Source organism: Actinoallomurus sp. NPDC052274 (assembly GCF_040679475.1).
Lineage (GTDB): Bacteria > Actinomycetota > Actinomycetes > Streptosporangiales > Streptosporangiaceae > Actinoallomurus > Actinoallomurus liliacearum.
Map to the genome: position 1 here is coordinate 57884 of NZ_JBFAUT010000052.1, position 12461 is coordinate 70344.

A 12461-nucleotide genomic window follows, 5' to 3' on the forward strand; every position below is an offset into this window, starting at 1 on the left:
GACCCGTGCACGACACCATCGAGGCGCAGGGCGCCGGGGCCACCACCCCGGCGCCGGCGCCGCCGTCGACGAGCGCCCTCCGCCGGTTCGGCCGGGCGCTCGGCCCGCTTCCGTGGATCGGCCCCGCCGTCATCCTGATCGCCGCCGTGGTCCTGTGGCCGGTGATCGAGATGGTCCGGACGTCACTGCTGAGGATCAGTTCCTCCGGTGCGACGCTCGGCACCCGCGGGACCGGCAACTACCGTGACCTGTTCGACGAGTCCGACCTCGTCAGCGTGCTGCTGCGGACCGTGGTGTGGGTGGTCGGCGTCGTCCTCGTGACGATCGTGGTGTCGCTGGCGCTCGGGCAACTGCTCAACGCCCGCTTCCCGGGACGGCGCCTGGTGCGCTGGGCGGTCATCGTGCCATGGGCGGCGTCGGTGCTGATGACCGCGCTGACGTGGAAGTGGATGCTCAACTACTACTACGGCGTCGTCAACAAGGTCCTGCAGGGCGTGGGAATCATCGATCACCCGGTGAACTGGCTGTCCCACCCCGCGCAGGCGATGATGTGGATGATGTGGGTGGCGGTGTTCGTCTCGCTGCCGTTCACCTCGTTCGTCATCCTGGCCGGCCTCCAGACGGTCCCGGACGAGGTGTACGAGGCGGCGCGCGTCGACGGCGCCGGCCGCGCGCGGACGTACTTCAGCATCACGCTGCCGCTGCTGCGACCGTCCCTGCTGGTCGCGGCGATCATCAACGTGATCAACGTCTTCAACTCGTTCCCGATCATCTACGCGATGACCGGCGGCGGGCCCGGGAGCAAGACCGACACCAGCACGACCTTCATGTACAAGCTGGCCTTCACCGGGAGCGGCGACGTCGGAGAGTCCGCCGCGATGGCGGTCGTGAACTTCGCGCTGATCCTCATCCTGGTGCTGGTCTACCTACGGGTCGTCGGCTGGCGCGGGGAGGCACAGTCATGAGCAGCCCGAGCACCCCGCGCCGGGAAGCGCGCCGGGAGGGTGGGCCGTCCACGATGGCCCGCCGGGCCAAGGTCGCGATCCTCGCCGGCGTCGGCTACCTGGTGGCGTTCGTCTTCATCGCGCCGTACCTGGAGATGGCGCTCACCGCGCTCAAGCCCGACCGCGAGCTGACCGCGTCGCCGACCACTCTCCTGCCGAAGCACTGGGACTTCGCCAACTTCGTCAACGTGTGGAAAGCGGCGCCGATCTGGAAGAACATGCAGGTGTCGCTCATCGTCGCCGCCGTGGCGACGTTGATCGCACTGGCGGTCGCGCTGCCGGCGGCGTACTACACGGCGCGCCACCGGTTCCGCGGGCGCGGCGCGTTCCTCCTGTTGGTGCTCGTCACCCAGATGTTCGCGCCGACCGCCCTGGTGATCGGCATCTACCGCGAGATGGTCGCGCTCAACCTGACCGACACGCTGTTCGGGCTGATCCTGGTCAACGCCGCCTTCAACCTGCCGTTCTGCGTGTGGATCCTGCACGGGTACTTCTCCAGCATCCCGAAGGCGCTGGAGGAGGCCGCCTACCTGGACGGCGCGGGCAAGGTCAAAGCGCTGACCCGGGTGACGCTGCCGCTGTCCCTGCCGGGGCTGGTCACCGCGGTGATCTACACCTTCATCGGGGCGTGGAACGAGTACGTCGTCGCCCTGACGATCACGTCCTCGCCGGACCGGCAGCCGCTGACCGTGGCCGTCCCCGGCTTCGTCACGTCGTACCAGCAGCACTGGCAGTACCTGTTCGCGACCTCGCTGATCGCGATCGTGCCGGTGGTCATCCTGTTCGTCTTCATCGAGCGCTACCTCATCGGCGGCCTCACCGCCGGCTCGGTTAAGTAGCCCCTAAGGGCATCGGGCGGGGGCCACGCGCCCCCCCCCGGCTCGGTGACGTGGTCCCGAGCCCCGGAGCGGGCGCACCACGCGGTCCCCGCCCGGCCGTCCTCAGCCGGCCGTGTCAGCCTCAGCCGGCCGGTGTCAGCCTCAGCCGACCGCATCGGAGCCTCGGCCGGCCGCATCGGAGCCTCGGCCGGCCACGTCGGAGCCTCAGCCGGCCGCGTCGAAGTCGATCGCGGAGTAGGCGCGCAGCTTGGACAGCCTGTGCTCGCTGTGGATCCGGCGGATCGTCCCGCTGCGCGAGCGCATGACCAGCGAGTGCGTGGACGTGATCCCCTTGCCGTAGCGGACGCCGCCGACCAGCTCCCCGTCGGTGATGCCGGTCGCGGCGAAGAACACGTCGTCGGAGGCCACGAGGTCGTCCGTCGTCAGGACGCGCGACAGGTCGTGGCCCGCGTCGATCGCCTTCTGCCGCTCCGCGTCGTCCTTCGGCCACAGCTTGCCCTGGAGCACGCCGCCGAGGGACTTGATCGCGCAGGCCGCGATGATGCCCTCCGGCGTGCCGCCGATGCCGAGCATCAGGTCGATGCCCGTGCCCTCACGGGCGGCCATGATCGCACCGGCCACGTCGCCGTCGGTGATGAACTTGATCCGCGCGCCCGCCTCGCGGATCTCCTTCACGATGCCCTCGTGCCGCGGCCGGTCAAGGATCACGACGGTCACGTCACCGGGCGAGGAGTGCTTCGCCCGCGCGACGGCGCGGATGTTGTCGGCCACGGACGCCTCGATGTCCACGACGTCCGCCGCCTCCGGCCCCGTCGCGAGCTTCTCCATGTAGAACACGGCGGACGGGTCGTACATCGTGCCGCGGGGACTGACGGCGATCACGGCGATCGCGTTGTTCATGCCCAGCGCCGTCAACCGCGTCCCGTCGATCGGATCGACGGCCACGTCACAGTCGGCGCCGCTGCCGTCTCCGACCTGCTCGCCGTTGAACAGCATGGGAGCGTGGTCCTTCTCACCCTCGCCGATCACCACGACGCCGTTCATCGAGACCGTGTTGATGAGCTGGCGCATGGCGTTCACGGCGGCCCCGTCGGCGCCGTTCTTGTCGCCGCGGCCGACCCACCGGGCGGCGGCCATCGCCGCGGCCTCCGTCACGCGTACCAACTCCAGGGCGAGGTTGCGGTCCGGGGCGTGGGCTTCGGTGGTCAGCGGGGACGATACGGTCGTTTCTTCAGTCATGGCGATGTGGGCCTTTCCTGGCGGGCTTTACCTGACGGGTCACCCGGACGGGTCTCCTTCGATCGTATTTCCGAGCAGACAGGGCGTAATCTAGGGCCGTCATGAGCAGCGACATCGAGTGGCAGGCCGACGAGCGGCCGACGCGGGCCGGTGGGCCGACCGTGGGGCACTCCCGCGGCGTGCCGTCCGTACGGCGCGTGTTCGGCGTGCCTTCCACCCCACGAGGAGCGCGTCAGTGAGCGTCGAACCCGTTTCGCGGATGTCGGATCGTGGTGCCGCCACGCGGAGCGCGCTGCTGGCGGCCGCCCGCGAGGTGTTCTCCGAGGCCGGGTTCGCCCAGGCGGCGGTCACCGACATCGTCGCCAAGGCGGGGGCCAGCGTCGGCAGCCTCTACCACCACTTCAGCGGCAAGGCCGATCTCTACCTGACGCTCTTCGGCGAGTTCCAGTCCCGTCAGCAGGAGCGCACCCGGGAGGCCGTCCACCGGGCCCGTGACCTGGGCGAGTCCGACCCCATGCGGTTGTTCATCGCGGGGGCGCGCGCCTACCTCGACGGCTGCCTCGCCGAGCCCGATCTGTCCCGCCTGTTCGTGTCCGGCGACGGGCCGCCCGGGTTCGACCGGGTGCTGCGCGACCGGCTGCGCACCTGGGCGCGGCGCAACGCCGCGCTGTTCGAGACCGGCGACGGCGACGTCGACGAGGCCCTCGTGGTCGTGCTGACCGGCGCCGTGTCCGGCGCGGTCTCGGAGGTGGCGCTGTCGGAGGACGAGGAGGCGTCCCGGCGGCTGGCCGACGACGTGCTGGCGATCATCTCGAGCATGGAGAGCCGCCGTGAGCGAAAGCCGTGACGCGGCCCGGACGCCGGTGAGCGAGGCGGAGCCCCCGGAGGCGTCCGAAACCCGGAACCGCGAGGCGTCCCGAGCCGAGGAGGCGTCCGCCGAGCGGTCTTCGGAGGCGTCGAATGAGCGGTCCTCGGAGATGTCCGCCGGGCGGTCCTCGGAGGCGTCCGGTGCGGGCGGTGCCGAGGCGGCCGCGGGGGGTTCGGCCGGCGAGGGACCGATCGTCGTGTCGCCCTCGGTCTACCGGCGGCTGACGTCCGGGGTGCCGGGCTTCGCGATGGCGATGCTGTCCTGCCTGGTGGTGGTCGGGTTCGTCCTGCTGGTCACTCCCCGGCGCAATCCGAACGCCATCCCGCAGGCCGACTACCACGGCGATCTGAACGGCCTGGTGGCGATCGCGCCGTTCACGGTGCAGGCGCCCCAGGGGCTGGACCCGAAGTGGTATCCCACCAGCTCGCGGCTGAGCGGCCGGGCGAACGGTCCGATCGGCTGGCACCTCGGGTACTACACGCCCGGCAAGCAGTACGCCGCGCTCGAGGAGAGCAACGAGCGGCCGGACGGCAGCGACGGTTTCGTCGCCCGTATGACCAGCCAGGGCAAGCCGGACGGCTCGCTCCAGGTGTCCGGCGCGGCGTGGGACAAGACGCTCCGTAAGGACAAGAACCAGCGCTCGCTCGTGCGGCGGCTGCCCGGCGTCACGCTGGTCGTCACGGGTACGGCCTCGTACGAGGAACTCGCCACGCTCGCGGGCTCCCTTCGGCCCCAGCCGAAGGCGTCCCCAGGGAAGTCCGAAACCCCGCGATAAGTCGGGAGATTCGGGTAGCTTGGGGATCATGGGGACCCCACTGATCGTCGTGCTTGCGAGATGCCGTGCAGGCACGAGCCTCCCCCTGAGGACGCACAACGGTGGACTCCTCATTCTCCGACCATGAGGTGTCGCCGGACTCCACCGGAGCGGCGCCGTCCTCCGCGGGCGGGCGCGAACGCGCGAGCGTGGCGGCGGCCGTAGCCCTCGTCGTCGGTCTGGCGCTCGGTGGCGGAGGCTGGCTCGTCTACCGGAACCACACCGCCTGCCAGGACCGGTCGCTCACCGTGACGGCCGACCCGGCCATCGCGGCGGTGATCACCGAGGTCGCGGTCCGCTACGACAAGGCCCGCTGCGCCGACGTGAACGTCGTGACCGGCGACTCCGCGCAGACGGCGCGGCTGCTCGCGTCCGGCGACAAGGCGGCCGACGCCCGGCCCGACGTCTGGATCGCCGACTCCTCGCTGTGGTTCGACGGCGTCAAGAGCCGGGCGGTGCGGTCCGCGCCGTCCGTGGCGTCGTCTCCGGTGGTGTTCGCCATGACACCGGAGAACGCCCAGCGTTACGGGTCGCGGCTGGCCGGCCAGGGATGGGGAGCCTTCACGACCGGCGCCTACAGCCTGCGCCTGCTCGACCCGGTCCCGTCCGCGACGGCGATGACGTCGCTGCTCGCCCTCTCGTCCGCCGCGGGCGGCGGGTCCGGGGGCCTGCAGACGTTCAGCCGCATGCTCCAGGGCGTCAAGCCATCGTCGGACGTCACGGACGCCATCGCCGCCCTCGCCGACCAGGGCAGGCCGCCCGTGCTGCCGCTCGCGGAGCAGACCATCTGGCGGCAGCGGCAGGAGGGACGCCAGGTCGCCGCGGTGTACCCGGCGACGGCGCCGGCCCTCGACTTCCCGTACGCCGTCCTCACCACCGACCGGGCACGCGGACGGGTCGCGGCGGGCCTGCTCGACGCGCTGCGCTCCGCCGACGGCGTGGCCCGGCTGCGCGCCGCCGGACTGCGCGCCCCGGCCGGCGCCGCGAGCGGGCCGGCCGCCTCCGGGCTGCCCGCGGACCCGCCGCGGGCACTGCCCGTGGTCCGCCCGGGAGCGGCGCTCGCCATGCGCGGGACCTGGGAGAAGATGCAGCAGGGACTGCGGGCCATCGCGCTGATCGACGTGTCCGGCGCGACGCTCGCCCGGATGGGGCCTCGGACGCGCGTGCAGGTGATGACGGGGGCGCTGAGCAACGGCCTGTCGCTGCTGGAGGACGACACCGAGTTCGGGCTGTGGTCCTTCCCCGCCCGAGGCCGTCCGTACCGGCGGCTCGTCGAGACCGGCCCGTTGCGGGAACTCGCCCCCACCGGAACCCGCCGGGCCCGGCTGCTCCAGCGGATCGACGGGCTGGGGGCGGAGCGGGGAAGGGACGGCGGCATGTACGACGCCATCCTCGACGCCTACCGTGAGCTGTCGCAGGGATACCGGCCCGGAATGCTCAACGAGGTCCTCGTGCTGACCGGCGGCGCCTCCGGCAGCCGGGACGGCCTCACGCTCGACCGGCTGGTCGCCGAGCTGAAGAAGGACTTCGACCCGGAACGCCAGGTCAACATCACCCTCATGGCGTTCGGGGACGGCGTCGACATGAGGCCCCTGCGGAAGATCGCCGAGGCGACGGCGGGTGCCGCCTACTCCATCCGGAACGACCAGCAGATCATGACCCTGTTCCGCTGCGCCGTCGCCCTACGCGTCGACGAAGACCTGCCCTGCCCGCGCTGACCATGAAGGCCACTCTGTCCTCGCGGCTGTACGTCACGGTCCGGCTGTTGATGTACGCGCGGCTGCTGCTGCTCGCGATGGCGGTCGTCCTCGTGCCGAGCGTGCGCTTCACCTGGGCGGTGCTCGTCCCCATGGGCGCCGTGGCCGTGATCTCGGTCACGGTGGCGCAGCTGACGGGCCGGCTGCTGCCGCTGCTGGCCCGCAGGCCGCTCATGCTGGCGCTGGACGCCGCCGTGGCCTACCTCGTCCTGGAGTCCGCCGGCGCCTTCGGCCCGTTCTTCCTCTTCAGCGTGGTCACCTCGGCGCTGGCGGGGGTCCTGTACGAGTGGCGGGGCCTGCTGTTCGTGTGCGCGCTGCAGGTCATGCTGTACGACCTGGCCGCCCGGTCGATCCAGAGCGTCGGCCTGCAGGCGGTGGTCGCGCTGCCGGTCTTCTACCCGGTGGCGGGATGCGTCGGCATCGCCGTGCACCGGCTGCTCCAGCAGTACGCCGAGGCCGAGGAGGCCCGCCACGAGGCCGAGGTGGTCGCGGCGTCCGCGGAGGAACGCCTGAGGCTCGCCCGCGACATGCACGACTCGCTGGCCAAGACGCTGCACGGGGTCGCGCTGTCGGCGGCCGCGCTGCCTGCCTGGGTGCGCAAGTCCCCGGCGCGCGCCGAGCAGGAGGCGGAGAACATCGCCGCCGGACTGAAGATCGCGCTGGCCGAGGCCAGAGAGCTCATCGCCGGACTGCGGGACGGCGACCAGAGCCGGCCGCTGGCCGAGGCCGTCCGGCGGATGACGGCGGACTGGGCGGCGAGCACCGGGATCACGGTGGAGGTCGACGCGACCGCCGACGTACGCCTACCGCCCGCCTGGCGAGCGGAGACGCTGGCGATCCTCAAAGAGGCGCTGACCAACGTCGAACGCCACGCCGCCGCCGCGACCGTGCGCGTCACCCTGACGGCGGACGGCCGCCGCGTGGAGCTGTCCGTACGGGACGACGGCAGGGGCTTCGCCTGCCCGCCCGCCATGGCCGACCTGACGACCGCGCTGGCACGGGACGGCCACTACGGCGTCGTCGGAATGGCGGAACGGGCCAGGCGGGTCGGCGGCCTGCTGACCCTGACGTCCGCGCCCGGCAACGGCAGTACGCTCACGGTCTGCCTGCCGGAGGTCAACGGAGTACGGGAGGCGATTCGATGATCAGCGTCATGGTGGTGGACGACAACCCGGTCGTGCTGATGGGGCTCGTCGCGCTCCTGGAGGTCGCCGACGACGTCGAGATCGTCGCGACGGCCCGTGACGGCCGTCAGGCCATCGATCTGGCCCGGCGGCTCCGCCCCGACCTCGTCCTCCTCGACGTGCGCATGCCCGACGTCGACGGCATCCGGGCGGCCGGCCCGCTCTCCGCGATCAGCAAGGTGCTCATGCTGTCGTACAACGAGGACCCCGACTCGATCCGCGACTCCATCCAGGCCGGAGCGTGCGGGTACCTCGTCCACGGATCGTTCTCTCCGGACGACCTGGTCGTGGCGATCCGCGACGTCGTGGCGGGCCGCGCCAACCCGCTGTCCGCGGTGGCGGCCCGGGTCGTGGTGGAGTCCCTGCAGTCCGCGTCCGCCGGCCCACCGCCCGGACGCGGCGGCCTGGGCCTGTCCACCCGCGAGGTCGAGGTGATGCGCCTGATCGCGCAGGGGCGCTCGAACCTGGAGATCGCCGACGGGCTCGTGCTGTCCGAGAAGACCGTCAAGAACCACGTCAGCCGTATCTACGCCAAACTCGGGGTGCGCTCCCGGGCCGCGGCGATCGCCCGCTGGCTCGGCACCGCGAAGCCCTGAGCGCGGGCCTCCACCGTCGCCCGCCGTACCGCGTCGGCGAGCTCGGACGGCGCGTCGGCGAACCCTGGACGGCGCGTCGGCGCATCCGCGAACCTCAGAGGGCGCGTCGGCGCGTCGGCGGAGTCAGAAGGGCGCGCCCTCCGAGCGCTCCGCCGGCTCGGCGCGCTCGGCCATGGCCGCGGCGAGCCTGGCCCGGGCGCCCTCCAGCCACTCCTCGCAGATCGCGGCCAGCTTCTCGCCGCGCTCCCACAGGGCCAGGGACTCCTCGAGCGTCAGGCCGCCCGCCTCGAGGCGTCGTACGACGTCCGTCAGCTCGTCGCGGGCCTGCTCGTAGGACAGCTCCGGTTTCTCCTCCGCCACGCTCCAACCCTAGAGGTAGTTCCGCCGCGAGCGGTGAGCGACGCCGGTCAGGAGGCCAGGTTCCCGATGATCACGAGCATCCAGAACAGGACGAAGAGCACCGGATAGACGTAGGCGGCCGGCCGCTCGAACACCGAGGGCCCGGGGTCCAGGGGCGCCGGGGCGTTCGCGCTGGCCGGCTGGGGCGCGGGCAGGTTCGCCACCTTGCCGCGGGCGATCAGGTTGAAGAGCAGGAAGAACGGCGTCAGCACGATCGCGCCGATGCTGCACCAGCCGCCGGCCAGCGTCTTCGTCGTCTGCTTGCGGAAGGTCGCCAGGCCGCAGTCACGGCAGAACGGTCCGCTCGCCGTCCAGATGGTGTGCATGATGACGGCGCCGACGACGCCGCGGAACGTCGCCTGCGCCGCGGGCCCGTTCCCGCAGACGCGGCAGGTGATCCCGTTGAACCCGGGCTGGGCCCCCGTCGGCGCCGGGTAGCCCTGGGCCGGTGCCTGCTGGTACCCCATCGGCTGTCCCTGGTACCCCTGCGCGGGGTAGGCGGGCTGCTGTCCCTGGTACCCCTGTGCCGGGTAGGCGGGCTGCTGTCCCTGGTAGGCCTGCTGGTAACCCTGGTCGGGCGGGTACGCGCCGGGGTGTCCCTGCGCGGGCGGGTAACCCTGCGGCGGCGCCTGATAGGGCTGCTGGTACTGCTGCGGGGCGGGCTGCTGCTGGGGGTATCCCTGGTACGGCTGCCCGCCGTAGGGGCCGGGCTGCTGGTACGGCGGAGGCTGGGTCAACGGGGGGTCCTTTTCGCGAGGTCGGGTCCCTGCCGCTGTCCGCGGTCGGTCAGCCCGAGGGAAGGTGAGCCAGTGGCAGGAGACCATTTTTGCCACTTATGGGACCTTTGCGCATCCTGTTCCGTCGGAAACGCCTGCTCAGACCGCGTCGACGCGCACCGTGATCCGGCCGTCCTTGAACCGCACCAGCAACTCGTCGTCCTTGCGGACGTCCGCCGCCGCCCGTACGACGGACTCGTCGGGGCGCTGCGCGATCGCGTAGCCGCGCTCGAGCGTGGCCGCGGGGGAGAGGGCGACGAGCCGGGCGCGGGTGTGCGACAGGCCGTCCCCCGCCCGGTCGAGGGCCGCTGCCAGGCAGCGCCGGGACCGGTCCCGCAGGGTCGCGACGCCCTCCGCCTGCCGCTCGATCTCCCGCGCCGGGTCGGCGAGCGCGGGCCGGGAGCGCATGCCCGTCAGCCACTGGATCTCGCGTTCGACCCGTCCGGACAGGCAGCGGCGCCCCCGGTCGCGCAGCTGGCCGATGAGCGCCAGCTGTTCGCGGACGTCGGGGACGGTCTTCTTCGCCGCGTCCGTCGGGGTGGAGGCGCGTACGTCGGCGACGTAGTCGAGCAGGGGCGTGTCCTGTTCGTGGCCGATCGCGGAGACGACGGGCGTACGGGCGGCGGCGACCGCGCGGACGAGCGCCTCGTCGGAGAACGGCAGCAGATCCTCCAGGGACCCGCCGCCCCGGGCGATGATGATCACCTCGACGTCGGGCGCGGCGTCCAGCCGGTGCAGCGCGTCGATGATCTCGCCCACCGCGTACGAGCCCTGCACGGCGGTGTTCTCCACCGTGAACCGGACGGCGGGCCAGCGGCGCCGGGAGTTCTCCAGCACGTCGCGCTCGGCGGCGGAGTCGCGGCCGCAGATCAGGCCGATCGTTCCGGGCAGGAACGGCAGCGGGCGCTTGCGCTCGGCGTTGAACACCCCCTCGGCGGCGAGGAGCTGCTTGAGGCGTTCGAGCCGGGCGAGCAGCTCGCCCACGCCCACGGGCCGGATCTCGAACGCCGACAGGGCGAAGGACCCGCGGTTGATGTAGAAGTCCGGCTTGGCGTGCACGACGACCCGCGCGCCGTCGACCACGGCCGGGCCCGCGTTGTCGCACACGGCGCGGGCGCACGTCACCCGCACCGAGACGTTCGCCACCGGGTCGCGCAGCGTGAAGTACACCGTGCCGCCCCGGCGGTTGAGTTCGGTGATCTGGCCTTCGACCCAGATCCTTCCGAGCTTGGCGATCCAGCCGCCCACGAGCTGCAGGACGGTGCGGACCGGGGTGGGCTGCTCCGGTGAGGTCTCCAACGCCATGCCGAAAGCGTAGCCAATACTTCGTAACTCGATATATGGTTCGGTCGCATGAGATCGATGAGCGAGCCCACCTACTTCATTCTGGCGGCGCTCCTCGACGGTCCCCTCCATGGGTACGCGATCATCAAGCGCGCCGAGGAGCAGTCCGGCGGCCGGGTACGGCTGGCGGTCGGCACCCTGTACGGCGCGCTGGACCGGCTCGCCGGGTCCGGCCTGATCGCCGTCGACCGCGAGGAGACCGTCGGCGGGCGACCCCGCCGCTACTTCCGGATCACCGAGGACGGCGCCGAGGCCGTCACCGAGGAGGCACAACGCATGGCACGAGCGGCCAGAATCGTGTTCGGCCGACCCGGGACGGCGCCGGCATGAGCGAACGGAGTGAGCGAATCATGAGGACAGCGCCGCTGCGCGGAGCGGGGGCCGGTCGCGCGGAGTCGTGGTGCCGCCGCCTGCTGCGGGCGTACCCGCCCGCCTACCGGGCGGTGCACGGCGAGGAGATCGTCGGGACGCTGCTGGAGGTCTCGGCGGGCGGGGGGAGGCCCTCGATCCGTGAGTGCGTCGGCCTGGTCACGGGCGGCCTGGCGGCCCGCCTCCGCGAGCGCACCGCGCGGTCCGGGCCGTGGTGGGCCGACGGCCTCGCCCTGGGCGCCCTCCTGACCGCGCTGATCAACCTCCTCGGTGACCTGACGATGGTCGAGGTGGACCCGGGGAGTCCCAACCCGGTCTGGGCGATCGGCTCCGCCGTCCTGTTCCTGGCCCTGCTGCGCGGCCGGCTCTGGGTGGCGCTGCCCCTCGCGCTGCTCGAGGCGTACCAGATCAACCGGTCGCTGATCGGCGGAGAGTCGATCCTCGGCGTGGTGCCGGACTTCGGACCCGACTACGGCTCCGGGGAGATGGTCACGCGGTACGGCGCCATGGCGGCCGCCCTGGTCGTCCTCGCGGTCCTCGCGGTACGCCGCTCGTCCAGGCCGCAGAGTCGTTCCTGGTGGTGGGTCGCCGCGCTGGCGATCATGTGGGCGGCCCGGCACGTGCACCTCCCGATGAGTTCGCACGCCGAGACGTTCTGTTCCTCGGAGACCGTCTGTCACGTGGCGCGGGTTCCGGACTATCTCCCGGTGGTCGATCTGGCGCGCGTCGGACTGACCATGGCGCTGCTGTCCTGCGGGGTCTGGGCGACGGCGGTGACCCGGGATCTGCGCTGGGCGCTGGCCGCGGCGTTCGTTTTCCTGACGAGCAGCGGTCCGTACCTCGCGCTGACCGAGGGCGTGGTCCCGACGACGGTCACGGCCGTCTTCTGGGCCCTGCAGGCCGTGCTGGTGGGGGCGATGGTCGTCACGGCCCGTCGCGGGGCTCGCGCTCGGGCCTGAACCACCGGGTTCAGCGGGTGCGGAGGGCGTGGCGGGCGAGCGGGGGGAGCGGGACGGCCGCGGCGAGGAAGACGGCCGCCACGAGCAGCCAGCCGCCGGCGCCGAAGGCGGCCAGCGCCGCGGTGAAGATCGCCGGTCCGGCGATCTGGACCGTCGCGGTGGCCGCCTCGCTCACCCCCTGGTAGGCGCCCTTGGCCTCCTCCCGCATCAGGGACACCGAGAGTCCCCAGCCGGCGGCGACGTACCCCAGCTCGACGGCGAGGTGGAACAGGGCCGCGGCGATCACGGCGGCGGCGGCCAGGAGGCCGCCGCC

At 72.2% G+C, this 12461-nt stretch carries 14 protein-coding genes and 1 pseudogene; 10 read left to right on the top strand and 5 right to left on the bottom strand.

What is annotated here, in order from left to right; all coding sequences use genetic code 11:
- Window positions 1-5: 5 nt before the first annotated feature.
- Together AB0K82_RS33475 and AB0K82_RS33480 are read left to right on the top strand one after the other, a co-directional pair.
- Window positions 6-965 (top strand): sugar ABC transporter permease, encoded by a 960-nt coding sequence (locus AB0K82_RS33475; protein ID WP_364404746.1) that lies wholly within the window; start codon window positions 6-8, stop codon window positions 963-965.
- A complete protein-coding gene (locus AB0K82_RS33480; protein ID WP_364404748.1) occupies window positions 962-1843 on the top strand; it encodes a carbohydrate ABC transporter permease in 882 nt (293 codons plus the stop codon). The genes AB0K82_RS33475 and AB0K82_RS33480 overlap by 4 nt, the downstream gene beginning before the upstream one ends.
- A gap of 204 nt (window positions 1844-2047) precedes the next feature.
- Here the strand turns inward: AB0K82_RS33480 and glpX are convergent, their stop codons facing one another.
- Window positions 2048-3082 (bottom strand): class II fructose-bisphosphatase, encoded by a 1035-nt coding sequence (gene glpX / locus AB0K82_RS33485; protein ID WP_345354381.1) that lies wholly within the window; start codon window positions 3080-3082, stop codon window positions 2048-2050.
- Window positions 3083-3183: 101 nt separating this feature from the next.
- Here glpX and AB0K82_RS33490 point away from each other — a divergent pair, with 101 nt between their 5' ends.
- The 6 genes from AB0K82_RS33490 to AB0K82_RS33515 all read left to right on the top strand — a co-directional run bounded on the left by AB0K82_RS33490 (window position 3184) and on the right by AB0K82_RS33515 (window position 8301).
- Window positions 3184-3321, top strand: coding sequence for a hypothetical protein (locus AB0K82_RS33490; protein ID WP_364404750.1), 138 nt, complete (start codon window positions 3184-3186; stop codon window positions 3319-3321).
- Window positions 3322-3341: 20 nt separating this feature from the next.
- Window positions 3342-3929, top strand: a complete 588-nt coding sequence (locus tag AB0K82_RS33495; RefSeq protein WP_364404771.1) for a TetR/AcrR family transcriptional regulator — start codon at window positions 3342-3344, stop codon at window positions 3927-3929.
- Window positions 3913-4725 carry a DUF4245 domain-containing protein gene (locus AB0K82_RS33500; protein WP_364404752.1) on the top strand — a complete coding sequence of 271 codons (813 nt, stop codon included), beginning with the start codon at window positions 3913-3915 and terminating at the stop codon, window positions 4723-4725. The genes AB0K82_RS33495 and AB0K82_RS33500 overlap by 17 nt, the downstream gene beginning before the upstream one ends.
- 101 nt (window positions 4726-4826) lie before the next feature.
- Window positions 4827-6482: a substrate-binding and VWA domain-containing protein gene (locus AB0K82_RS33505; protein ID WP_364404753.1), complete on the top strand. Its 1656-nt coding sequence runs from the start codon at window positions 4827-4829 to the stop codon at window positions 6480-6482.
- A gap of 2 nt (window positions 6483-6484) precedes the next feature.
- Window positions 6485-7666 carry a sensor histidine kinase gene (locus AB0K82_RS33510; protein ID WP_364404755.1) on the top strand — a complete coding sequence of 394 codons (1182 nt, stop codon included), beginning with the start codon at window positions 6485-6487 and terminating at the stop codon, window positions 7664-7666.
- Window positions 7663-8301: a response regulator transcription factor gene (locus tag AB0K82_RS33515; protein WP_364404757.1), complete on the top strand. Its 639-nt coding sequence runs from the start codon at window positions 7663-7665 to the stop codon at window positions 8299-8301. The genes AB0K82_RS33510 and AB0K82_RS33515 overlap by 4 nt, the downstream gene beginning before the upstream one ends.
- A 123-nt stretch (window positions 8302-8424) precedes the next feature.
- Here AB0K82_RS33515 and AB0K82_RS33520 read toward each other — a convergent pair whose 3' ends face one another.
- The 3 genes from AB0K82_RS33520 to xseA form a co-directional block, all read right to left on the bottom strand.
- Entirely contained in the window at window positions 8425-8661 is a 237-nt protein-coding gene (locus AB0K82_RS33520) for an exodeoxyribonuclease VII small subunit (RefSeq protein ID WP_364404759.1), read from the bottom strand.
- A 47-nt stretch (window positions 8662-8708) separates the two neighbouring features.
- Entirely contained in the window at window positions 8709-9437 is a 729-nt protein-coding gene (locus AB0K82_RS33525; protein WP_364404761.1) for a hypothetical protein, read from the bottom strand.
- A gap of 138 nt (window positions 9438-9575) precedes the next feature.
- Window positions 9576-10781: an exodeoxyribonuclease VII large subunit gene (gene xseA / locus AB0K82_RS33530; protein ID WP_364404763.1), complete on the bottom strand. Its 1206-nt coding sequence runs from the start codon at window positions 10779-10781 to the stop codon at window positions 9576-9578.
- A gap of 48 nt (window positions 10782-10829) precedes the next feature.
- Here xseA and AB0K82_RS33535 point away from each other — a divergent pair, with 48 nt between their 5' ends.
- Both AB0K82_RS33535 and AB0K82_RS33540 read left to right on the top strand, forming a co-directional pair.
- Window positions 10830-11150 carry a PadR family transcriptional regulator gene (locus AB0K82_RS33535; protein ID WP_364404765.1) on the top strand — a complete coding sequence of 107 codons (321 nt, stop codon included), beginning with the start codon at window positions 10830-10832 and terminating at the stop codon, window positions 11148-11150.
- Between the two features lie 20 nt (window positions 11151-11170).
- Window positions 11171-12148 carry a hypothetical protein gene (locus AB0K82_RS33540; protein WP_364404767.1) on the top strand — a complete coding sequence of 326 codons (978 nt, stop codon included), beginning with the start codon at window positions 11171-11173 and terminating at the stop codon, window positions 12146-12148.
- 10 nt (window positions 12149-12158) lie between these two features.
- On the opposite strand, the pseudogene AB0K82_RS33545 reads toward AB0K82_RS33540, so the two are convergent.
- A pseudogene (locus AB0K82_RS33545) lies at window positions 12159-12461 on the bottom strand (hypothetical protein); the annotation flags it as partial.